This window comes from Pseudomonas sp. GM74 (assembly GCF_000282455.1).
Lineage (GTDB): Bacteria > Pseudomonadota > Gammaproteobacteria > Pseudomonadales > Pseudomonadaceae > Aquipseudomonas.
In genome coordinates this window covers 69,864-92,442 of record NZ_AKJG01000163.1, presented here as the reverse complement: position 1 = coordinate 92,442, position 22,579 = coordinate 69,864, and the positions used below count along the sequence as shown (strand labels likewise).

At 59.6% G+C, this 22,579-nt stretch carries 24 protein-coding genes; 11 read left to right on the top strand and 13 right to left on the bottom strand.

Going from position 1 to position 22,579, the window contains the following annotated elements; all coding sequences use genetic code 11:
- The first annotated feature begins 204 nt into the window (after positions 1-204).
- Positions 205-975: an SDR family oxidoreductase gene (locus PMI34_RS01000; RefSeq protein WP_008054040.1), complete on the top strand. Its 771-nt coding sequence runs from the start codon at positions 205-207 to the stop codon at positions 973-975.
- A gap of 172 nt (positions 976-1,147) precedes the next feature.
- Positions 1,148-2,053 carry a cation diffusion facilitator family transporter gene (locus PMI34_RS01005; protein ID WP_008054039.1) on the top strand — a complete coding sequence of 302 codons (906 nt, stop codon included), beginning with the start codon at positions 1,148-1,150 and terminating at the stop codon, positions 2,051-2,053.
- A 24-nt stretch (positions 2,054-2,077) separates the two neighbouring features.
- Here PMI34_RS01005 and PMI34_RS01010 read toward each other — a convergent pair whose 3' ends face one another.
- From PMI34_RS01010 to PMI34_RS01040, 7 genes are all read right to left on the bottom strand, one after another.
- Complete coding sequence (locus tag PMI34_RS01010) at positions 2,078-3,211, bottom strand: AGE family epimerase/isomerase (RefSeq protein WP_008054037.1); 1,134 nt, start codon at positions 3,209-3,211, stop codon at positions 2,078-2,080.
- 200 nt (positions 3,212-3,411) lie between these two features.
- On the bottom strand, positions 3,412-3,984 hold the full coding sequence (locus PMI34_RS01015) for a HupE/UreJ family protein (protein ID WP_008054036.1): 573 nt from the start codon (positions 3,982-3,984) through the stop codon (positions 3,412-3,414).
- 29 nt (positions 3,985-4,013) lie between these two features.
- A complete protein-coding gene (gene ureG / locus PMI34_RS01020; protein ID WP_008054035.1) occupies positions 4,014-4,628 on the bottom strand; it encodes an urease accessory protein UreG in 615 nt (204 codons plus the stop codon).
- Between the two features lie 23 nt (positions 4,629-4,651).
- Positions 4,652-5,326, bottom strand: coding sequence for an urease accessory protein UreF (locus PMI34_RS01025; RefSeq protein WP_008054034.1), 675 nt, complete (start codon positions 5,324-5,326; stop codon positions 4,652-4,654).
- On the bottom strand, positions 5,323-5,823 hold the full coding sequence (gene ureE / locus PMI34_RS01030; RefSeq protein WP_008054032.1) for an urease accessory protein UreE: 501 nt from the start codon (positions 5,821-5,823) through the stop codon (positions 5,323-5,325). The genes PMI34_RS01025 and ureE overlap by 4 nt, the downstream gene beginning before the upstream one ends.
- Positions 5,824-6,131: 308 nt before the next feature.
- Complete coding sequence (locus tag PMI34_RS01035) at positions 6,132-6,764, bottom strand: TetR family transcriptional regulator (protein WP_008054031.1); 633 nt, start codon at positions 6,762-6,764, stop codon at positions 6,132-6,134.
- A gap of 172 nt (positions 6,765-6,936) precedes the next feature.
- Entirely contained in the window at positions 6,937-7,407 is a 471-nt protein-coding gene (locus PMI34_RS01040) for a hypothetical protein (protein WP_008054030.1), read from the bottom strand.
- Between the two features lie 387 nt (positions 7,408-7,794).
- Between PMI34_RS01040 and PMI34_RS01045 the strand changes: the two genes are divergently transcribed.
- Positions 7,795-9,864, top strand: coding sequence for an AsmA family protein (locus PMI34_RS01045; protein WP_008054029.1), 2,070 nt, complete (start codon positions 7,795-7,797; stop codon positions 9,862-9,864).
- Positions 9,865-9,924: 60 nt separating this feature from the next.
- On the opposite strand, the gene PMI34_RS01050 is transcribed toward PMI34_RS01045, so the two are convergent.
- The 3 genes from PMI34_RS01050 to PMI34_RS01060 all read right to left on the bottom strand — a co-directional run bounded on the left by PMI34_RS01050 (position 9,925) and on the right by PMI34_RS01060 (position 12,622).
- Positions 9,925-10,617: a hypothetical protein gene (locus tag PMI34_RS01050; RefSeq protein ID WP_032829938.1), complete on the bottom strand. Its 693-nt coding sequence runs from the start codon at positions 10,615-10,617 to the stop codon at positions 9,925-9,927.
- An 88-nt stretch (positions 10,618-10,705) separates the two neighbouring features.
- A complete protein-coding gene (locus PMI34_RS01055; protein ID WP_008054021.1) occupies positions 10,706-11,491 on the bottom strand; it encodes a hypothetical protein in 786 nt (261 codons plus the stop codon).
- 183 nt (positions 11,492-11,674) lie between these two features.
- Positions 11,675-12,622, bottom strand: coding sequence for a LysR substrate-binding domain-containing protein (locus tag PMI34_RS01060; RefSeq protein WP_162130371.1), 948 nt, complete (start codon positions 12,620-12,622; stop codon positions 11,675-11,677).
- 110 nt (positions 12,623-12,732) lie between these two features.
- Here PMI34_RS01060 and PMI34_RS01065 point away from each other — a divergent pair, with 110 nt between their 5' ends.
- The 3 genes from PMI34_RS01065 to PMI34_RS01075 all read left to right on the top strand — a co-directional run bounded on the left by PMI34_RS01065 (position 12,733) and on the right by PMI34_RS01075 (position 14,675).
- Positions 12,733-13,371 (top strand): FMN-dependent NADH-azoreductase, encoded by a 639-nt coding sequence (locus tag PMI34_RS01065; protein ID WP_008054019.1) that lies wholly within the window; start codon positions 12,733-12,735, stop codon positions 13,369-13,371.
- Positions 13,372-13,677, top strand: coding sequence for a DMT family transporter (locus tag PMI34_RS01070; protein WP_008001039.1), 306 nt, complete (start codon positions 13,372-13,374; stop codon positions 13,675-13,677).
- Between the two features lie 107 nt (positions 13,678-13,784).
- Positions 13,785-14,675, top strand: coding sequence for an esterase/lipase family protein (locus PMI34_RS01075; protein ID WP_008054018.1), 891 nt, complete (start codon positions 13,785-13,787; stop codon positions 14,673-14,675).
- A gap of 114 nt (positions 14,676-14,789) precedes the next feature.
- Here PMI34_RS01075 and PMI34_RS01080 read toward each other — a convergent pair whose 3' ends face one another.
- Entirely contained in the window at positions 14,790-15,677 is an 888-nt protein-coding gene (locus PMI34_RS01080) for a DMT family transporter (protein WP_008054017.1), read from the bottom strand.
- A gap of 97 nt (positions 15,678-15,774) precedes the next feature.
- On the opposite strand from PMI34_RS01080, the gene PMI34_RS01085 reads away from it, so the two are divergent.
- From PMI34_RS01085 to PMI34_RS01095, 3 genes are all read left to right on the top strand, one after another.
- A complete protein-coding gene (locus tag PMI34_RS01085; RefSeq protein ID WP_032829937.1) occupies positions 15,775-16,569 on the top strand; it encodes an AraC family transcriptional regulator in 795 nt (264 codons plus the stop codon).
- Positions 16,570-16,632: 63 nt separating this feature from the next.
- Positions 16,633-16,944: a PsiF family protein gene (locus PMI34_RS01090; RefSeq protein WP_008054015.1), complete on the top strand. Its 312-nt coding sequence runs from the start codon at positions 16,633-16,635 to the stop codon at positions 16,942-16,944.
- A 251-nt stretch (positions 16,945-17,195) separates the two neighbouring features.
- A complete protein-coding gene (locus PMI34_RS01095; protein WP_008054014.1) occupies positions 17,196-18,209 on the top strand; it encodes an AI-2E family transporter in 1,014 nt (337 codons plus the stop codon).
- 117 nt (positions 18,210-18,326) lie between these two features.
- On the opposite strand, the gene PMI34_RS01100 is transcribed toward PMI34_RS01095, so the two are convergent.
- Complete coding sequence (locus PMI34_RS01100) at positions 18,327-19,592, bottom strand: Hsp70 family protein (protein ID WP_008054013.1); 1,266 nt, start codon at positions 19,590-19,592, stop codon at positions 18,327-18,329.
- Positions 19,593-19,889: 297 nt separating this feature from the next.
- Between PMI34_RS01100 and PMI34_RS01105 the strand changes: the two genes are divergently transcribed.
- The gene (locus tag PMI34_RS01105; protein ID WP_008054012.1) at positions 19,890-20,837 is read left to right on the top strand and encodes a DnaJ C-terminal domain-containing protein; all 948 of its coding nucleotides are present in this window, start codon (positions 19,890-19,892) and stop codon (positions 20,835-20,837) included.
- Between the two features lie 27 nt (positions 20,838-20,864).
- Positions 20,865-21,170 carry a chaperone modulator CbpM gene (locus PMI34_RS01110; protein WP_008054010.1) on the top strand — a complete coding sequence of 102 codons (306 nt, stop codon included), beginning with the start codon at positions 20,865-20,867 and terminating at the stop codon, positions 21,168-21,170.
- Between the two features lie 180 nt (positions 21,171-21,350).
- On the opposite strand, the gene PMI34_RS01115 is transcribed toward PMI34_RS01110, so the two are convergent.
- On the bottom strand, positions 21,351-22,478 hold the full coding sequence (locus PMI34_RS01115; RefSeq protein WP_008054008.1) for a sensor histidine kinase: 1,128 nt from the start codon (positions 22,476-22,478) through the stop codon (positions 21,351-21,353).
- Positions 22,479-22,579 lie beyond the last annotated feature (101 nt).

Here is a 22,579-nt window from a genome sequence, read left to right as displayed (position 1 = left end):
AGCAGTCGTAAAATCAGAGTTCGCGGTACGTCAGAGAGATCGTGCAAGCCGGATTTACGACTGCTGCGCAGCCGGACGCAGGCTACGCCAGCTGCTACAAGGGAGGCGTAGCGTCTGGGTCCGCCTGACTGATCGGCATCAGGCATGCTGCCTGCTGATTTTCTATTCCAATGGCTGGCGATCAGCCGAAGCAAGGAGAACACGATGTCCAACACCCTGTTTATTACCGGCGCAACTTCCGGTTTTGGTGAAGCCTGTGCCCGTCGTTTTGCCGAGGCCGGCTGGAAACTGGTGCTGACTGGCCGTCGTGAAGAGCGCCTCAATGCGTTGTGCGCCGAGTTGTCGAAGCAGACTGAAGTCCATGGCCTGGTGCTCGATGTGCGTGATCGCAAGTCCATGGAGGAAGCGATTGCCAATCTGCCGCCATCCTTTGCCAAACTGCGCGGGTTGATCAACAACGCCGGGCTGGCCCTGGGTGTCGATCCTGCGCCCAAGTGCGATCTGGACGATTGGGACACCATGGTCGATACCAACGTCAAAGGCCTGATGTACAGCACCCGCCTGCTGTTACCACGCCTGATTGCCCACGGTCGTGGTGCCGGCATCGTCAACCTGGGTTCCATCGCCGGCAACTACCCGTACCCGGGCAGCCACGTGTATGGCGCGACCAAGGCGTTCGTCAAACAGTTCTCCCTGAACCTGCGCTGCGACCTGCAAGGCACGGGCGTACGGGTCAGCAACATCGAGCCGGGCCTGTGTGAGAGCGAGTTCTCGCTGGTGCGTTTTGCCGGTGACCAGGAGCGCTACAACGCCACTTACGCTGGCGCCGAGCCGATCCAGCCGCAAGATATCGCCGACACCATTTTCTGGGTGCTCAATGCGCCTGCGCACATCAACATCAACAGCCTGGAACTGATGCCGGTCAGCCAGACCTGGGCCGGGTTTGCTATTGACCGCAGTGGTGGCAAGGCTTAATACCGAGTCATCGTTCTTCGCGAGCAAGCCCGCTCCCACATTAGACCGCGATCCAGTGTGGGAGCGGGCTTGCCCGCGAAGGGGCCGGAACAGAAAAATCAGGACATCAGCTAGACTCCTCACCCAACAACCCCGCCGCACCCTGCGGTCTAGAGGTATTAGAGGAGATCAAGTGAGTAATCGAGGCGAGCAGTCGCTGCTCAAACAATCGACCTTCCTGATGCTCGCCGTGACATTCGCCGGGATCATCACCGGGTTTGTTTCGGGCGCCCAATCCATCCTGTTCGATGGCTTTTTTTCGTTGATCGCGGCCTTCATCAAAGTGCTGATGCTGATCACCGCCCGGCTGATCGCCAAGGAAAGCAATCAGCGCTTCCAGTTCGGTTCCTGGCACCTGGAGCCCATGGTGCTGGTGATCGAAGGCAGTTTCATATTCCTGGTGGCCGTTTATGCCTTTCTCAACGGAGTGTTCGGCATCATCAGTGGAGGCCGCGAGGTCGAGCTCGGGCTGGTGATCCTCTACGCGGCGGTGTTCACCGTCATTGAACTGATTTATTACTTCTACGTTCGCCAACGCAATCGCACACTCAAGTCATCGCTGATCCAGTTCGACAACATCAGTTGGCTGGTGGACGCGATGCTGTCGGCGGGACTGCTGGTGAGTTTCCTGATCGCGCTGCTGCTCAAGACTCAGGGTTATGACAAGTGGGCGGTGTATGTCGACCCGATGATTCTGATCCTGCTGGCCCTGGGCATGCTCCCCCCGGCGTTCAAAATCCTCGGACCGGCATTGCGCGATGTACTGGGGATTGTCCCGGATCAACTGGACGACAAGGTGCGTCAGGTGATGGAGGTGGCGAAGGTCGAGCATGGTTTCGACGACTACATTTCCTACGTGCAGAAACACGGCAGGGCCTGTTTTATCGAGATTCACATCGTATTGCCGAAGGATTACTGGCTGGACGGAATAGGGCAACTGGACAGTTTGCGGGAGGAGATTTCCGCGAAGCTCGGTAAGCCGGATGCAGCGCGATGGCTGACCATCAGTTTTACCGGGGATCGCAAGTGGACTGAGTGATCGGATTGCCCCCTCGCCACACAGTCAGCCGAGATATTGCGCCAACCCGCGATAACAGGTCGCCAGGTGATAAGGCGTGGTCGACGGCATATCGCAGCGGCTGACCTCACCCTGTTCGTCACGGCATTCGTACCAGCCACCGGCATGCAGCGAGCGCTGCTGCAATGCCTGTAACTGGCGCAGCACATCGGCTTCGCTGTGCGGGCGTAGCGTCAATGCGCGCAGGTATTCAGCCTGGGCCCAGATGCGCTGCGTGGCGTCCCGGACGCCGCCATCCGGTCCGAAGTCGAGCATCGCCCGCACAGCGCCAGTCTGTTGATCGACACCCGTGTGTTCGGTAAAGGCAAAGGCCCGCTCCAGATCGGCGTGCAGCGTCGAATTGCGTAACAGCGCCGAGGATTCCAGCAGGAAATACCACTCGAACTGATGCCCCGGTTCAAACCAGTTATCCACAGAGCCCAGCGGCATTTCCATCAACACGCCGAGTTGCGGATCGATGAAGCGCGCGTGCATGGCTGTGCATAACTTGAGGAGCGCTTGTTGCACATCGAGGTCTTCACGCACCGACAGGGTGGCGAGGAAAGCTTCGGCCAGGTGCATCAGCGGGTTTTGCAAAGGGCCGCTGTCCAGCGATGCCCAGTCGCGGCCAAGCGTGGCTTCGTACAGACCGTCGTCCGTGGCGAAACGCTGCGCGACCACTTCCAGCGAGGCGTTGAGCACCGACTCCACCAGCGGCTCGCGGACCTTGTCCCAGTAATGGGCGCAGGCGAACAGGATGAAGGCGTGGGTGTAGAGGTCCTTGCGCTGATCCAGCGGCGACCCTTGAGCATCGACACTGTAGAACCAGCCGCCGTGCTCGGCATCGTGGAAGTGCCGCTGCAACGAGCGGAACAACGCGGCGGCACGCTCTTCGGCGCCTGGCACCTGACCGATCAGGCTGGCAAACAGATACAACTGCCGCGCACAGGCCATGGCCCGGTAGCGTTGCGGTGGCAGCGGTTGGTGTTCGGCATCCAGCGCCTCATAGGGCAACGCCATGTCGGCGTTCCAGCCCGGACCTTGCCAGAGCGGCACGATGACGTTCAGAAAGTGCTGTTGCACCGAGGCGAACAGGGCGGTCAGTTCAGGCTGAGAGGCGGAGCGGGAAACAGGCGGCATTGGCTGGCGTCGTCACGGCAGGGGCGATTGCGCGACATGTTAGCAGAGAGGCCGGTCGGAGCGATGCGGTGTCTGTGATGCCGCCTTCGCGGGCAAGCCCGCTCCCACAGGGTTTCTGGTGTGAATGAAATCCATGCCACACAGCAAACCACTGTGGGAGCGGGCTTGCCCGCGAAGAGGCCGGTTCAGGCACTAGAGAACTAGCCCGCCAGCAACCACACCCCGGTCACCGCCGAAGCCGCGCCCGCCAGTCGAACCAGCGGTGCTGCGGCCTGCGGCAACACCCGCACCAGCGCATAACCCGCCACATGCAACACCGCCGTCGCTGCGACAAAGCCTGCGGCATAGGTCCAGGGACTCGACATGTCCGGCAGTTCCAGCCCATGCGCGACACCATGAAACAGTGCAAACAACGCCGTCGCACCCACCGCCATCACCAGCGGTGGACGCACTGCCAGAGCAACCGCCAGCCCCAAAGCCAATACGGAAGCGGCAATCCCACTCTCCAGTGCAGGCAGGTTCATTCCTTCAAAGCCCAGCATCCCGCCGATCAACAGGGTGCCAACGAAGGTGCACGGCAGCGCCCAGCGTGCGGCGCCTTGCTGCTGCGCGGCCCACAGTCCGACCGCGAGCATCGCCAGCAAGTGATCGAGACCGCCCAGCGGATGGCCGATACCGGCGATCAAGCCGTTGTCGCCGTGCCCGGGATGGGCGAAGGCGAGGGCTGGGGTCAGCAGCAGGGCCAGGGCGCCGAGAATGCGTTTGAGTGTCATGGATAAGCTTCCTTGTTGATAAGTCGTGATCAGGCCGCGGTCAGCAAACCCTGGCGCTCGATGAAAGCGATGATCTCTTCCAGGCCTTGGCCGGTTTTCTGATTGCTGAACACGAACGGTTTGCCGTTGCGCATGCGCTGGGTGTCGCTGTTCATCATCTCCAGCGAGGCGCCGACCAGCGGCGCGAGGTCGATCTTGTTGATCACCAGCAGGTCGGATTTGCAGATCCCCGGCCCGCCCTTGCGCGGCAGCTTGTCGCCAGCCGAGACGTCGATCACGTAGATCGTCAGGTCCGACAGTTCAGGGCTGAAGGTGGCGGAGAGGTTGTCGCCCCCGGACTCCACCAGAATCAGGTCCAGCCCCGGAAAGCGGCGGTTGAGCTGATCCACGGCTTCGAGGTTGATCGAGGCGTCTTCGCGGATGGCCGTGTGCGGGCAGCCTCCGGTTTCCACGCCGATGATGCGCTCCGGTGCCAGGGCTTCGTTGCGCACCAGAAAGTCGGCGTCTTCGCGGGTGTAGATGTCGTTGGTCACAACGGCCAGGTTGTAACGCTCGCGCAAGGCCAGGCACAGGGCCAGGGTCAGGGCGGTTTTGCCGGAACCGACCGGGCCGCCGATGCCGATGCGCAGGGGTTGTGTGTTCATGTGGTTCTCCAAAATAACAGGCCCTAGGAACGGAACAGTCGGCTGTACTGGCGCTCGTGGGCCATACACGCCAGGGACAGGCCGAAAGCGGCGCTGCCGTAATGATCGGGATCGATTCGGGTGGCGTTCTGTTGAGCTTGTTGAAGCAGTGGCAACAGTTCGCTGGTCAGGCGCTGGGCGGCTTGCTGACCCAGGGGCAGGGTCTTCATCAGCACCGCCAACTGGTTTTCCAGCCAGCTCCAGAGCCAGGCGGCCAGGGCGTCCTGGGGGCTGATCTGCCAGGCACGCGCGGCCAAGGCCCAACCCAGGGCCAGATGCGGCTCGCTGCGTTGTTCAAGAAAGGCGCGGGCGGGTGCATCGAGTTCCGGCAAGCCGTTGAGCAATTGCTGCAACGAGTAACCCATTTGCCGGCTTTCCTGATGCAGCTCGCGGGTTTCGCGACTGGCGCGGTGCTCCTCGCAGCGTTGCAGCAACTCGTCCCAGTTTTCCTCGCTGGCGGCCACGCAATGAGCGAGCAACAACGGCGCTTCGAAGCGTGCCAGGTTCAGCAGCAACTGATCACTGATCCAGCGTCGCGCACTGTCGGGGTCGTTTACCCGGCCGTTATCCACAGCCATTTCCAGCCCTTGGGAGTAGCTGTAGCCGCCAATCGGCAATTGCGGGCTGGCCAGGCGCAGCAGCGCCCAGGCCGGGTTCATGGGCGTACGCCGAACTGGTGCAGTTTCGGCGCGTAGTTGAAGTCTTCATCGCCGTGGCGCGAATGATGATGACCACCGCCGTAGGCGCCATGTTCCGGCTGGAACGGCGCCTCGATGTTCACGGCAACGGCACCGAGTTGTTCGAGCATGGCCTTGAGCACGTAATCGTCGAGCAGGCGCAACCAGCCGTCGCCGACTTGCAGGGCGACATGGCGGTTGCCCAGGTGATAGGCCGCTCGGGTCAGTTCGAAGGCATTGGCGCAGGTGACGTGCAGCAGTTGTTCGGGGCGGGCGCAGACGCGCACGATTCGCCCGTCTTCGGCTTGCAGGCATTCGCCGTCATGCAACGGCGGCTGGCCGCGCTCCAGAAACAACCCGACGTCTTCGCCTTCGGCACTGAAACAGCGCAAACGGCTTTTGCTGCGAGCTTCGAACGTCAGGTGCAGTTCGGCGGTCCAAACGGGTTGAGGGTCGATTCTGCGATGAATCACCAGCATCGGAAGGCTTCCAGCAATGGACAATGCTCAGGCTAGAGCAAGGGGCTTGCCAATCGACATGATGCGTAGGAAATGACTGAAGGAGACGTAGGAAAGATATCGATTGAGTGAGTTTTTTGGTTGAAGTTGGTGCGTTGTTTTTGAGTTGCGCACCAAGTTGAAGCGATGCAGTTCATTGTGGGAGCGAGCTTGCTCGCGATGACGGCGTATCTGTCACATTGATTCTGTATGTGCCGACGCTATCGTCGGAACGCCGCCCGGAGCAAGCTCGCTCCCACAGGGTCTTGATCCAGACTGAAGGTTAAGGGTTACTCGGTACTGCCAAGCCCTTGCCAATGCTTGAGGCCGATAAAGATGAACCGCAGCTGCTGGGTGATTTTTGCCTGGGGCGTCAGGTGCTCAGGCAACGCTTCGGCGGGCGGATCGATGATGTCCGGCAGGGTGGCGAACACGCTCTTGACGATCAGGTCCGCCATGACGCTCAGGTCGGCGATGTCCAGGTGCTGCAGTTTCGGCATCAGTGACAAATCCGCCGCCAGGTCCGAGCTGATGTTTTCACGCAAACGGCCGATGGCCTGGCGCACCGGCAGCGAACCGCCGTATTGCTCACGGGCGAGAAACAGGAACTGCGAACGGTTGGCGCTGACCACGTCGAGAAAGATCCGTACCGAGGCATCGATGATGCCGCCCATCACGAATTCGTTGTGTCGTACCAGGCGAATGGTTTCGCGGAATGTCTGGCCGACTTCGCTGACCAGCACCAGGCCCAATTCATCCATATCGGCAAAATGCCGATAGAAACCGGTCGGTACGATACCGGCGGTTTTTGCGACTTCGCGCAGGCTAAGGCTGCCGAATCCTCGGCCACCATCCATCAGACGCCGGGCAGCGTCCATCAGGGCATTACGGGTTTGTTGTTTCTGTTCGGCGCGGGGCAGCATCGCAAGGGCGTTTTCTGGACAGGGACGCGGCGCACTCTAGCAAATCGGCTTTGCCGGCGTCGAACGACTGTGGTGGGCTCAAGCGGGGAAGTGTGACGTCTATCAAGCGGACCGCTGAAAAGTCAAAAGCCCAATCCGGGGATTGGGCTTTTTTTCAGGGCGGCCATGGGGCTTAGCTCACGGTGCTGTTGCGTTCGATCACTCGATCACCACCGCCTTCAGCGAGGGTTTGACCTTGTGGCGTGCGATCCGAACCGTCGGCGGCAAGGGTCTGGCCTTGTGGAGTACGGTCGGAACCATCAGCAGCCAGGGTTTGACCTTGTGGGGTGCGGTCGGAACCATCAGCAGCAAGGGTCTGGCCTTGTGGGGTACGATCGGAACCATCGGCAGCCAGGGTTTGGCCCTGAGGAGTACGGTCCGAGCCATCCTGAGTGATCAGGCCTTTTTCTTTCAGGCGATCATTACCGCCTTCGGCAAGGGTTTGACCCTGAGGAGTACGGTCGGAGCCATCGGCGGCGACGGTCTGGCTGAACACCGAGTAGTCTTGTTTCACTTGTGGGGTAGCCTGGTCAGCTGCTGGCAGGGCAAAAGCAGTGCTGGCCAGCATCGAGAGTGAAAGGCTAAGCAGTAGTTGGCGTTTCATGATCGTTGTGCTCCTCGGGGGTGCGATAAAGTGGGTACGAGAGCAATGCTACTCTCGATAAATCGATATGAAAGTTCATAAACGCAATGGTAATAATCAACGGAATTGATTGTTTGCTGCGGAGCCTCTAAACCGGGCGTTTCCGGCGATCAGTCTTGCGCCGAAACGGGTATTTTCGACTCATCTTTGATGGAGAAAAGTGCGGGGTCGGTAACGCTGAATGACTGATGGGTCAGCATTGGACTTGAGGAATTCGGCGAAATCGGTCTATCGATTAAACCTGCCGGGTTTTTATCAGTCGTAGCTTTCATGGCGAGCCGTTTGCGGCTCACCGTTTCACATGTGCGTCGCAGTCGGGGCGCTCAGCCGTATCAGGAGCCTTGTGCAATGACGCGCACTCAAAAGATGTTTGTCTGGACCCTTTCCACTTTCCTTACCTTGTTGATGGTGCTGGTGCTGATCATCGTGTTCTTCGACTGGAACCGGATCAAAGCACCGCTCAACGCCAAAGTTTCCGAAGAACTGCACCGCGCGTTCGCCATCAACGGCAATCTGTCAGTGGTCTGGCAGCCCGAACCCGATGAAGGCGGCTGGCGCGCCTGGGTACCGTGGCCTCACGTGGTGGCCGAAGACTTGAGCCTGGGCAATCCTGACTGGTCGAAACAACCGCAGATGGTCACCCTCAAGCGGGTGGAGCTGCGTATTTCACCCCTGGCATTGCTGGCGCAGCGGGTGGTGATCCCGCGTATCGATCTCACCGAGCCCAATGCCCAACTGCAACGCCTGGCTGACGGGCGCGCCAACTGGACCTTCAAATTCGACCCGAAGGACCCGAACGCCGAGCCTTCGAACTGGGTGGTGGATATCGGTGCGATCGGCTTCGACAAGGGCCACGTCACCCTCGACGACCAGAACCTGAAGACTCAACTCGACGTGCTGATCGATCCGTTGGGCAAGCCGATTCCGTTCAGCGATATCGTCGGCGACAAAGCGGCGAAAACCGCGCAGGAAAAGGGCTCTTCACCCCAGGATTATGCATTCGCCCTCAAGGTCAACGGCCAGTACCACGGCCAGAAACTCGCGGGCCAGGGCAAGATTGGCGGGCTGTTGGCGTTGCAGGACGCGGCGCGGCCGTTTCCGCTTCAGGCACAGGTGAAGATCGCCGATTCCAGCGTCGAACTGGCCGGCACCCTGACCGATCCGCTGAACCTCGGCGCATTGGACCTGCGCCTGAAACTGGCCGGCACCAGCCTGGGCAACCTCTACCCGCTGACCGGCGTGATCCTGCCGGACACGCCGCCCTATGCCACCGATGGCCACCTGATCGCCAAGCTGCACGAGGCCGGTGGCGCGGTGTTTCGCTATGAAGAGTTCAACGGCAAGATCGGTGAAAGCGACATCCACGGCAATCTGACTTATGTCGCCAGCCAGCCACGGCCAAAACTCAGCGGTTCGCTGTTGTCCAATCAATTGCTGTTCGCCGATCTGGCGCCGCTGATTGGTGCCGACTCCAACGCCGAACAGAAGGCCCGAGGCGGTGACAGCAAGCAACCGGCGGACAAAGTGTTGCCGGTTGAAGAGTTCAAGACCGATCGCTGGCGTGATATGGACGCCGATGTGGAGTTCACCGGCAAGCGCATCGTGCACAGCGAAAAACTGCCATTCAACGACCTCTATACCCATCTGGTGCTCACCGATGGCGTGCTCAGCCTCGAACCGCTGCGCTTCGGCGTGGCCGGCGGCAAGCTGGATGCGCAGATTCGCCTGAACGGCCACACCGATCCTCTGGAAGGCCACGCCAGGCTCACGGCGCGGGGCTTCAAGCTCAAACAGTTGTTCCCCGGCTTTGAGCCGATGAAAACCAGTTTTGGCGAGCTCAATGGCGACGCAGATATCACCGGTCGCGGCAACTCGGTAGCCAAGTTGCTGGGCAGTGCCAATGGCAATCTGAAAATGCTGATCAACGATGGCGCCATCAGTCGCGAACTGATGGAGCTGGCGGGCCTGAACGTCGGCAACTACGTGGTGGGCAAGATCTTTGGCGACAAGGAAGTGAAGATCAACTGCGCGGCCGCCGACTTCGGTATCCAGTCCGGCCTGGCCACCACCCGGTTGTTCGTATTCGACACCGAGAACGCCATCGTCTACATCGACGGCACCGCTAACATGGCGACGGAACAACTGGACCTGACCATAACCCCGGAATCCAAGGGCTGGCGCCTGATTTCATTGCGTTCGCCTTTGTATGTACGGGGCAAGTTCATCAAGCCGGATGCCGGCGTGAAAGCCGTACCACTAATGTTGCGCGGCGCGGGGATGGTCGCACTGGGTGTGATCGCCGCACCTGCGGCGGGTTTGCTGGCGCTGGTGGCGCCCAGTGGCGGCGAACCGAACCAGTGCGCACCGTTGCTGGAGCAGATGAAAGCGGGCAAGGCGCCGAAGACGGTAAAGGACTGATGCGAAAGAAACGTTGTGCAGCGCTCCAGCAGTTGGGCTTGAGGAGCGCGAATGTTGATATCAGGAGATTGCAGGCGGCGCCTGGATGTTGAGCAGCTCGGATTCAATTTTTCTCCCGAGTTTCTGTATGACGGTTTCCCTGTTTGGGTTGTATTGCAGCTCAGCCAAATGGCAAATGAGTATTCGGATGTTGGTTTTGCCATCCTTGATCGGGCAAAGCGTGGCCTGGTCCAGGATGCCAATATCAATGGCATCAGCAGTTTCGAACGAAAGTTGCACCGTAATCATGGTTTTATCCTGGCGAACAATCGTAAACAGGGCACTGGTAGCCAGCGGCGTTTTTGCGGTGACGGGGACGGATGGCAATGCGTTGGCGTTAAGCCTGTTCAGGATGGCTTCAACGGCGGATGAAGAGTCTGGAAGTTGCTTCAACTTTATTAATGCATCGGCGAGCGTTTGGCGTTCATCAATGAGTAATGCGCTTGCAAGGCTTTGCTGGATGATTTTCCCAAAGGTGGTTGTTCCAAATTCCACTCGTGAAAATGATCGGCTATTAATGGCCCAAGCCAGATTTTTCAACGTGTTTGTGTAGCTCGTCCATTGCTGCTCCCGGTCACTACCATGTTTTTTTGCGAGCAGTTTGCTGTATAGGTCAGAGTGCAAGATGTCATTTTTTAGTTCGCTGGAATGCGGCCCGCAAAATACGGTAATGTGTCCGTTAAGTGTATAGATATCGTTTTCAGATTTATTCATTGAAATTTCCATATTGGCCTCAATACAAGTTTGGTTGAAATCGGCCAAAAAGCGCCGATTTCATTGTTGCTATAGTGTTCGGCGATCGTTAAAAATCGACATCGAGGTCCGGAAGATCTACAATGAGTTTTTTCGAGGAAGCGCTGAATTTTGTGTAAAGATCGTTACTAACGGCCGAGAAAGCTTTCAAGTTCAAATAAGCGCGCACAGCCCCGGTTTTTATATCGGTGGACTGTTTGGTGGATCTCCAGAACAGAATGCCTTGTTTGCTTTCCCGTGCATCCAGGGAAATACAGTTGAGGATCATGTTCGGCTGTCCACTGCTATCCAGCCATACGGGCGCAATATCGAACTTGGCTTGTGTGCCGAGGTGTTTATCCTTATCAAAAACTTGGATACCCCTAGGGTTGTCTTTCACCGCATCAAGGGCTTTTTTCGCAACTTGCGCCAGCAGCGCCGCGTCTTTGCCGATGAGTCCTCGTGCAATTTCCAGGGCGACCGAATCCATCGTCAGGCCGATTTTGGTGATTTTAGTCTCTTGCATGTGCTTGTTCTGGATAACCCAGCCAAGGGTGGACAGGCCATTGACGTAGTATTTGTACCATTCGAATAGTTGTTCGTCTTTTGGAAACTTTTTGGTGGCGGCGTTTTGCATCACCAGTTTGCAGATGTCGACATCATCAATGACATCTTTCGGGACACCGGGTAAATAAGCATTAATAGTGCCAGGTGCAGCACTGCCGGTCGGTTTGTCGGGGTCATGAGGAGGTTGTATTTCTTCAAAGGATCTTGTCTGTAATAGCGTTGATAGTTTCGGCTGGATATCGAGTGTTGGTAATGAGTCAATAAATTCTAAGCGTTGTTCCAAGTGCATGAAAGTAATCCTTTACTTGTTGGTTGAACAACCGGCTGGTTGTGGTTGTTAGAATAAGTGCGCGCAGGGAAAAGTCTATTTGTGCTTTGTAACTTCAGGTTTGCCCTTGAGTTATTTTATTAAGCCGTGTCGCGCATATATGCGCGGCAAGGCAGTTGTGCTTAGTGATAAAGCCTCAGTTTCCTACTTGAGAATACGTTGCCCTGTAGGAGCTTGCGATCTTGGCAATAACCCGGATAACGAGGCTTCTTCAGTCAGCCACGAAAAAAACGCCCTAACCGGCGGATGCCGCTCGCGACCCGGCACACACAGTGCGCTGTAACCGGCTCCCTCGACCTGAATATCTCCTCGATACGCCACCAGCAACCCGCTGGTCACGCTTTCGGACACCAGTATGTTGCTCGCCAGCACCAGGCCTTGCCCGGCAATGGCTGCTTGCAGGGCGTAATGCTCTTCGTCGTATTCGCGCACGGCGGGCGGGCCGCTCAGCCAGGTTTCGCCGGAGCGAGCGCACCAGGCCTCCCAGCCGTGGGCATAGAGTTTGGAGTTGTGCCAACGCACGCTGATCAGCGTGGGTGTGCGACTAGACGCCAGAGCCACCTGTTCCGGCGAGCCGTAGACACCAAAGGACTCATCGAACAGGCACTGGCCGTACAGGTTGGGGTAATCATCGAGGCTGTAGCGCAGCACCAGATCGACACTGGCATCCTGATGCAGATCGATGACTTCGCAATGGGTGTCGAGACGTACGTTGATGTTCGGGTGCCGGGCGTAGAAACGTCCCAGGCGAGGCACCAGCCAAAGGGCGGCGAAAGCGGCGGTGGTGGAGATTGTCAGGCTCGCGCCACTGCGTTGCGGGCGCAAGGTGTCGACGCTTTGCGCCACCTCCAGAAAGGCACCGTGCAGGCTGTGGAACAACCTTTCACCGCATTCGGTCAGGCGTACCTGACGCGGCAGACGCTCGAACAGCGGCACGCCGAGCCAGGTTTCCAGAGAGCGGATCTGGTGCGACACCGCCGTCGGCGTCACCGCCAGTTCTTCTGCGGCAGCCTTGAAGCTCAGCAGGCGTGAGGCGGATTCAAAGGCCCGCAGGGCGGTCAATGGCAGCGAAGCGAACATTGAAGACTCCATGGATGAAATCAATTCATCCCGACTGATTTTTGCTCATTTGAAGAGGCGCAGCTGTGAGCTTCAAGCTGCAAGTCACAAGCGGTTTGAGTTTAGTCCTTGAGGAGAATCAGATGAGTAGAATTCTTGCAGTTCATGCCAGCCCACGGGGCGAACGTTCTCACTCCCGGCGTCTGGCCGAGGTGTTTCTTTCGGCCTTGCAGGCCCGAAATCCACAATTGCGCCTGACTCGCCGCGAAGTCGGACGAGCATTGATACCGCCGGTCAACGAGGCGTTCGTGGCCGCCGCGTTTTATCCCGAACCCGAGGCGCGGCCGCTATCGATGCAGGCCGATCTGGCGTTCAGCGATGAACTGGTTGGCGAACTGCTGGGCCATGATTTGCTGGTGATCTCCACGCCCATGCACAACTTCAGCGTGCCCAGCGGCCTCAAGGCGTGGATCGATCAGATTGTGCGGCTCGGCCTGACCTTCAATCACACGCTGGACAATGGCGTGGCCCAGTACGAGCCGTTGGTGCAGGGTAAGAAGGCGCTGATCATCACCAGCCGTGGCGGCTTCGGTTTTGGCCCGGGCGGCGAGCTGGAGGCCATGAACCATGCCGACACGCTACTGCGCACGGTACTCGGATTCATCGGGATCACGGACGTCACCGTGGTGGCTGTCGAGGGCGAAGAGTCCGCCGAGCGCACCTTCGAAATCTCTGCCGCCGAGGCTGAGCGGCGCCTGTTGGCGCTGGCCGGGGAGTTCTAGATGGCCTGGCTGTTTTTGCTGATCGCCGCCGGGTTTGAAGTCACCTTCGCCATGGGCATGAAATACGCCGAGGGCTTCACCCGGCTCTGGCCTTCGCTGATCACTGTGGTGGCCGCTGTGGGCGGGATCTACTTCCTGACCCTGGCCATGCGCGAGTTGCCGGTGAGCATCGCATACCCGATCTGGACCGCCATCGGATCACTGGGCACGGTGTTTCTCGGTTTCGCATTGTTGGGTGAAAGCCTGAGCGTGATCAAGCTGGTCTCGGTCGGGCTGATCGTGGCGGGCGTGGCGGGATTGAAGTAGGGCGGATGACATAGACTTGTAGTCGAGTTGTCATCTTCGCTGGTGATGCTTGGCGGATGTCTTGCCTCCCGCCTTGCGTCACCGCCCGACCACAAGGATGTCCGCCCATGTCGCAAGGTTCTGCCCCGCGCTACCCGCTGGTGCTGGTCCCGGGAATGCTCGGGTTCATCCGGTTGGTGCTTTATCCGTACTGGTACGGGATCGTCGAGGCGCTGCGCCATGGCGGTGCGGTGGTGTTCGCCGTGCAGGTCTCGCCGCTCAATTCGAACGAAGTGCGCGGCGAGCAACTGCTGGCACGCATCGACGAAATCCTGCGGGAAACCGGGGCCGACAAGGTCAACCTGATCGGTCACAGCCAAGGCTCATTGACCGCCCGCTACGCCGCCGCCAAGCGTCCGGATCTCGTGGCATCGGTGACCTCGGTGGCGGGGCCGAATCATGGTTCGGAGCTTGCCGATTACCTGCACAAGCATTATCCCCATGACAGCGTCCGTGGTCGCCTGCTCTGCTTTTTACTGCGGATGGTCGGCGCGCTAATGGCATTGCTGGATACCGGTTACCGCGGGCCGAAGCTGCCGGTGGATATCCATGCGTCCCATCACTCCCTCACCAGCGCTGGCGTGGCGCTGTTCAACCGGCGTTATCCACAGGGCTTGCCCGAAACCTGGGGCGGTCACGGGCCGGAAGAGGTCAACGGCGTGCGTTATTACTCGTGGTCCGGCACCTTGCAGCCGGGCATTACCGATCGCGGACGCAACCTGCTGGACGGCACCAACCGCAGTTGCCGACTGTTCGCCAGGACCTTCGTCCGCGAAGCCGGGCATTGCGATGGCATGGTCGGGCGCTACAGCTCGCACCTGGGCACGGTGATTGGCGATGAGTATCCGCTGGATCACTTCGATATCGTCAATCAGTCGCTGGGGCTGGTCGGCAAGGGGGCGGAACCGATCCGGTTGTTTGTCGAGCATGCGGCGCGGCTGGCGGCGGCCGGGCTCTAGACCCCGTAATCGTTCATCGCGGGCAAGCCACGCTCCCACAGGTTTCCGGTTGTTCACAAAAATCAGATTCGACACAAAACCTGTGGGAGCGGGCTTGCCCGCGAAAGCGACGGATCAGGCAACGCTGACCTTACGCCCCAACACCGTCGTCCAGCGCTCGGAAACAATCACCCCGCCCAAGGTCAATACCCCGCCCACCAGGTGATACAGCGCCAGCTGCTCATGCAGCACCACCGCTGCAATCAATGCGGTAATCAACGGCAGCAAATTGAAAAACTGCGTGGTCCGGCTCGGACCCAAACGCACCACCGCCTGCATCCACGCCAGCGGCGCGACCATCGAAGCCAGCAGGCAGGCGTACAGCACCAGCGGAATGTTCTGCAGGGTCGGGCCGACCTTCGGTGAGGCGAGGAACAGCGGAAACAGCACCACCACGGCCACCAGCACTTGCAAATACAGGAGCACCAGCGGCGGCAGTTTCAACTGCCACTTTTTCAACAGGGTGCTGTAGACCGCATAGGCCAGGGTGGCGACCAGCATCATCGCGTCGCCCAGGTTGACCCCGTGTTCGAGCAATGCGCCCAGGCTGCCGGACGACACCACCACCAGGACTCCGGCGAACGACAGCACTGCACCGGCAAGGGCACCCATGGTCAGGCGCTGGCCGAGGCTGATGATCGCCATGGCCAGCGACATCAATGGCATCAGCGACAGGATGATGCCCATGTTGGTGGCCGAGGTCAGGCTTGCGGCGAAGTACGCCAGGCTTTGATATACCGCCATGCCGAGAACACCGAGGACAAAGATCTTGCCCAGTTTCGGGCGGATCAGCGGCCAATGGGCGAGCACCGGTTTGAGCATGAAGGGCGTGAACAGCAACCCGGCCAGCAGCCAGCGGTAGAAACCGATCTCGGAGGGGAAGATCGCCCCGGCCGACATTTTGGTGATCACGGTGTTGCCGGCCCAGATAAAAATGGCCAGCAGGGGATAAGCGTATTGCATCGGGAAAAACCAGAACGTTAATGAAGGGCAATTATCCGCTTGTCTGGATGCAAGCCTATACTTCGATCCAGACAACCGGCCCCTGATGACGGACAGCATGAGCAGTAAACATATCGACCTGCTGGATTTCAGCGAACTGCCGTCGGCGGTGTACTTCCGCTACGCCGATTTCGACGCCCACGAATACGCAGCGCCCCATCGACATCCCTGGGGGACGCTGGAATACGCCGCCCACGGCGTGCTGCACATGGACGTCGAGGGCAGCCGTTTCATGTCGCCACCGCAATACGCGGTGTGGGTGCCGCCGCAGATCGAGCACAGTTTCTACAGCCACCAACCGGTCAACTACCGCGCGGTGTGCCTGGCACCCAAGGTCTGCGCCGACCTGCCATCGCGAGCCTGCACCCTGGCCATCAGCGATATCCTCAAGGCTATCCTCAAGGACTTCGCCGCCCGGGACGTGAAAATTCCCGAGCAGGCCGCGGACCGGCGTCTGGCCCGGGTATTGGTGGACCAGTTGCAACAGGCCCCGGTGCACGAGTGCTACCTGCCCTATGCCAGCAGCCCAGGGTTGCTCGGAATTCTTGAAGCGTTGCAGGCCGAGCCTGGGGATAACCGGCCCTTGTCGGAATGGGCCGTACGCATTCATGTCAGCGAGCGCACTCTGGCGCGGCAGTTCGTGCGGGAACTGGGCATGAGTTTCGGTGAGTGGCGCCAGCGCCTGCGTTTTCTGGCGGCGATCGAAGCGCTGGATAGCCCGCGCAGCATTCAGGAAATCGCCTTCGACATGGGCTACAGCACCGGCTCGGCGTTTATCGCGATGTTCCAGCGCCAGGCCGGATGTACGCCGGAGCAGTATCGCCGCAGCCATCTGGAGAACAGGAATGTGTAACAGGGGTTGTCTACACTCCAGTACAAGGCCGCACCCCTCGGTGTGGCGACCGGGAGAAACTCCATGAAGAATGTGCGTGTCCCTTTGTTGATGATCGGTTTGCTGCTGTGCTCCCAGGGCTTTGCCGCCAACACGGCCCAGCAAGAGAAGATGACCACCTGCAATGCCGACGCTACGGCTAAAAGCCTCAAAGGCGACGAGCGCAAGGCCTTCATGAGCACCTGCCTGAAGGCGACTCCGCCGGCAAACGATGCAGCCAAGACCTTGACCCCACAGCAAGAGAAGATGAAGACCTGCAACGCCGATGCCGCCACCAAAGCCCTCAAGGGTGATGAGCGCAAGGCGTTCATGAGTGACTGCCTGAAGAAAAAATAAACCTGGACGCTTGTGGTGAATGGGCCGCCCTCTTCGCGGGCAAGCCCGCTCCCACATGGTTTCTGTGCTGAACAAAAATTGCGCAGGTATCCAAGATCTCTGTGGGAGCGGGCTTGCCCGCGAAGAGGCCGACAAGGGCGCCGAGTCGCTTGAGCTGCCCCCGACCAAGGTCGACACACACAATCCTAGTGCTCGCACCGGATCGCTGGCAGACTGCCAATCCTTTTTACGCCGTTCGTTTTTGAGGCTGTATGCCAACGTTTTCTCAGCGTCAAGTTTTGCTGATCATCAGCTGGGTCATCATTTTTGGCGGACTGCTGCTGGTGATTCCGCTGCGGTTGCTGCCCAGCCTTCTCGCCGGGTTGCTGGTGTTCGAACTGGTCAACATGCTCACCCCGCAACTGCAACGGCTGATCGAAGGCCGGCGCGCGCGCTGGCTGGCGGTAGCGTTGCTGGGGACTCTGATTGTCAGCGTGCTGTCGCTGATCTTTGCCGGTGCCTTCAGCTTCCTGCTGCACGAGGCGGAAAACCCAGGGGCTTCCCTCGACAAGTTCATGGGGGTGGTCGACCGTGCACGCGGGCAACTGCCGCCGTTCATCGACGCCTACCTGCCGGCCAGCGCCGCGGAGTTCCGCGTGGCGATAGGCGAGTGGGTCAGTAAACACCTCAGTGATTTGCAACTGGTGGGCAAGGACGCGGCGCACATGTTCGTGACCTTGCTGATCGGCATGGTGCTGGGTGCGATCATTGCCTTGCAGCGTGTGCCGGACCTGACCAAGCGCAAACCGCTGGCTGCGGCGCTGTTCGAACGTCTGCACCTGCTGGTCCAGGCGTTTCGCAACATCGTGTTCGCCCAGATCAAGATCTCTCTGCTCAACACTGTCTTCACCGGGATTTTCCTGGCGGTGGTCCTGCCGATGTTCGGTATCAAGCTGCCACTGACCAAAACCCTGATCGTGCTGACGTTCCTGCTCGGCCTGCTGCCGGTGATCGGCAACCTGATGTCGAACACCCTGATCACCATCGTCGGTTTGTCGTTGTCGATCTGGGTCGCTGTGGCGGCGCTGGGTTACCTGATTGTTATCCACAAGCTCGAATACTTCCTCAACGCACGCATCGTCGGCGGGCAGATCAGTGCCAAGTCGTGGGAGTTGCTGCTGGCGATGCTGGTGTTCGAGGCCGCGTTCGGCCTGCCGGGGGTGGTGGCGGGGCCGATTTACTATGCCTACCTCAAGAGTGAGTTGAAGCAGGTGGGGATGGTTTAAGAGCAGCTACGAGCTTCAAGCTACGAGCTTCAAGCTGCAAGCTGCAAGTCAAAGCCAGGAGCGAACACCGCACCTGCTCTTACTTGAAGCTTGTAGCTTGAAGCTCGCAGCTGCTTTTCAGCCGTAGCGTTTTGCAGCCTCGATCGCCAGACCGCTACCGATGCTGCCAAAGATATTCCCTTCCACATGCCGCGCCTTCGGCAGCATCGCCGAAACACTGTTGCGCAGCGCCGGAATCCCGCTCGAACCACCGGTGAAGAACACCGTATCGACCTGGTCGACTCGTACATCGGCGTCCGCCAGCAGTTGGGTGACGCTGTTGCGTACGCGCTCCAGCAGGCTGTCGATGGCCGACTCGAACAATGCACGGCTCAAGTCCACGCTCAGGCCCGCTTCAATGCGATCCAGTGGCACGTGGCGATTGTCCGCGTGGGTCAGCTGGATCTTGGTTTCTTCCACTTCCATCGCCAGCCAGTGCCCGGCACGCTGTTCGATCAGCTTGAACAGGCGGTCGATGCCGCCGGTGTCTTCGATGTCGTAGCGCATGCTGCCCAGGGCCAGTTGCGATTTCTGCGAGTACACCGAGTTGATGGTGTGCCAGGTCGCCAGGTTCATGTGGTGACTGGTCGGCATGTAGGCGCCGCTCTTCATGCGGCTGCCGTAGCCGAACAGCGGCATCAGGCCTTGCAGGCTGAGCTGTTTGTCGAAGTCGGTTCCGCCGATGTGCACACCGCCAGTGGCGAGGATATCCTCGTGGCGGTTATCCACACCCCGACGCTCCGGCGACAGGCGCACCAGCGAGAAGTCGGAGGTACCACCGCCGATGTCGACGATCAGCACCAGCTCTTCTTTCTCGATGGTCGACTCGTAGTCGAACGCAGCGGCAATCGGCTCGTACTGGAACGAGACTTCCTTGAAGCCGATCTTGCGCGCCACGTCGACCAGGGTGTCTTCGGCTTCCTTGTCGGCCATCGGGTCATCGTCGACAAAAAACACCGGGCGGCCCAGCACCACTTCTTCGAATTCCCGACCGGCGGACGCTTCGGCGCGGCTCTTGAGCTGGCCGATGAACAGCCCGAGCAGGTCCTTGAACGGCATCGCCGTGCCGAGGACGCTGGTGTCGTGCTTGATCAGCTTGGAACCCAGCAGGCTCTTGAGCGAACGCATCAGGCGGCCTTCATAACCTTCCAGGTACTCGTGCAGCGCCAGCCGGCCGTACACCGGGCGACGTTCTTCGATATTGAAGAAGACCACCGACGGCAGGGTGATCTTGTCGTCCTCCAGCGCGATCAGCGTTTCCACGCCGGGGCGCAGCCAGCCGACAGTGGAGTTGGACGTGCCAAAGTCGATACCCAAGGCACGGGCTGGAGATGCGTTGTTCATGTCTTTCAGGTTCCGGTTAAAAAACGGCCGCGCAGTGTATGTCAGAGCGCGCCAGATTCGAAGGCCGGTTATCTGCTAATTCTTCGCAAACAATGCCTTGAAAGATGGGGCATCCCCCCCAAACTACCCTGCATCAACCGGACAGCCGCGGGAGTGCTCGCAAGAAGCCCCGCCGGCTGCCGATAAACTTCTGCCGCGCCGCCCGGTCACAAATTTGAGATCGGTCAAACCAATGGCTGCAAACAAGCGCATGCTGTGGCCCGTGGCGCGATTTGATAACGGATGGTGATTCCCGCGATGGACTTCAAAGACTATTACAAGATTCTCGGTGTGGAGCCGACCGCAGACGATAAGGCGATCAAGGCCGCCTATCGCAAGCTGGCGCGCAAATACCACCCTGACGTCAGCAAGGAAAAGGATGCCGAGGCGAAGTTCAAGGACGCTTCGGAAGCTTATGAAGCGCTGAAAAGCGCCGATAAACGCGCCGAATACGATGATCTGCGCCGTTATGGCCAGCACGGCCAGCCGTTCCAGGGACCACCGGGCTGGCAGAGCCGTGGCGGTTTTGGTGGTGGCGGCCAGGACACGGGCGATTTCTCGGACTTTTTCAGTTCGATCTTCGGCAACCGTGGGCCTGGTTTCAGTGGTGGTGGACAGTCGCGTCGCAGCACCGGACGTCGAGGGCAGGACGTGGAAATGGAACTTGGGGTTTTTCTCGAAGAAACACTGTCGACCGAGTCGAAGAAGGTCACCTTTCAGGTGCCGCAGTACAACGCGGCCGGCCAGCATGTGAGCAACACCAGCAAGAGCCTGAACGTGAAGATCCCCGCCGGTGTGAGCGACGGCGAGCGCATTCGCCTCAAGGGGCAGGGCGCTCCGGGCGTGGGTGGCGGCGCCAATGGCGACCTGTACCTGACGATCCGTTTTGCGCCGCACCCGAAATTCGATGTTGAAGGCGAGAACCTGATCATCACCTTGCCACTGGCACCGTGGGAGCTCGCGCTGGGCGCTGAAGTCGCCGTGCCGACACTGACCGGCAAGATCAACCTCAAGGTGCCGGCCGGCAGCCAGAACGGCCAGCGCATGCGCGCCAAGGGCCATGGCCTGATGAACAAGGCCGGTGAGCGTGGTTACCTGTTCGTGCAACTGAAGGCCGTGATGCCGAAGAAATCCGACGATGACGTCAAGGCCCTGTGGCAGGAACTGGCGAAAAAAGCCGCGTTCGATCCGCGTGAGCATTTTTGATCCCATAGAACCAAGGAGTCACTGACAATGAGCAGTCCCCTGATCGTTCAACTGGACATGGCAGAATTCTGTGAGGCGACCGAGCTGTCGGACGCCTACGTGATCGAAATCGTCGAGCACGGCATCCTCGAACCTCAGGGCACTGAGCCCAAGGACTGGGTTTTCAACGACTACGAGCTGACCCTGGCCAAGCGCGCGGCCAAGCTGCGGCGCGACCTTGACCTGGAATGGGAAGGCGTCGCCCTGGCGCTGGACCTGCTCGAAGAAGTGCAGCAGCTGCGGGCGGAGAATCGCATGCTCAAGCAGCGGTTGGGGCGGTTGTTGGTGGAGTAACTCAAAGAGTGGCACCCAACCTGTGGCGAGGGAGCTTGCTCCCGCTGGGCTGCGCAGCAGACCCAAAAATATCGAGTCTGCACATTTCAACAGACTCAACGCAATTGCAGGACTTTCGACCGCTTCGCGCTCGAGCGGGAGCAAGCTCCCTCGCCACAAAAGCCGCCCCTCAGCAAGCGTCTAGACTTTCCTCGGCAACACCACGGTAAACGTCGTGCCATCGCTCTCATTAGAGCTGACTTCAATCGTTCCCCGATGGGCGTCGACCACTTCCTTGACGATAAACAGCCCCAACCCAAGGCTGGTAGTCGGCTCGCCGAGTTCTTCGCTGGCACTGCGCACCAGCGGGTCGAAAATGGTCGCGATCGCATCGCTGGGGATGGGGATTCCGTCGTTGTGCACCGTCAGCCGAACGCTGTCGGCCTCGCCCTTGAGGGTCAAGGTCACTTCACGTTTGCTCGAGCCATGCTGCAAGGCATTGCCGATCAGGTTTTGCAGCATCTGATCGAGCCTGCGTGGGTCCCAGGTACCGCGGGTGTCACCCTGTACCGTCAGGGTCGGATCGCACTCCGGTTGACCGGCACAGGCCCGCGCAATCGCGTCCCGTGCCGCTTCGGCCAGGTCCATGGACGCCGGTTCGATCGGCAGGTGCTTGCCCAGGCGACTGCGCACCAGTTCCAGCAAATCCCCGACCATCACCGCTAGGTGCCCGGTGCTGCGCTGAATATTGATCGCGCACTTGAGCGCATCACCTTCCAGTGCGGCTTTGCGCAGCAGGATTTCGGTGGACATGCTCACCGCCTGCAGGGGCGCGCGCAGGTCATGACCGAGGATCGCGAGGAAAATGTCCCGGGAACGGTTGACCATTTCGGCATAGGCGGCGGTGGATTCGGCCAGGGCTTCGTCGATGGCTTCGTTGAAGCGGATCATGTCCTGGAAGTAGGCCAGGTCAGGCGATTGCAGGCTGTTGACCCACAGGCGGATGACGCAGGCGCGCAAATGACGGAACTCACTGGTCATCTGCACCAGATCAAAACCCACGGTATGGCGCAACTCGCCATGGCTGGCACCGGCCTCGTCGAGGCTCGGGGTTTTCTCCGTGCCTTCGCCGCGTGCCTTGGCCGCTTGTTCGGAGGGTGTCTGGGGCTTGCACATGTCCCGGGCCGCGGCCAGCAGGATCGACCGGGCATGGTCGCGCAAGGCGACGCTGTCCATGGAGTCGGCGGCCGGGGTGATGGATTTGGCGAACTGCTCCCACTCATCGACGATGCGATCAACGTGTAGCACGATGAATTCGGAAAGACGCATGGCGGTTACCTGAGCATGAATCGGGGGACAGCGAATCGAATAGTAGTCCCTTTGGTGGAAAAAACACGACCGCTCATGCGGTGGCACAGGCGGCCACACCG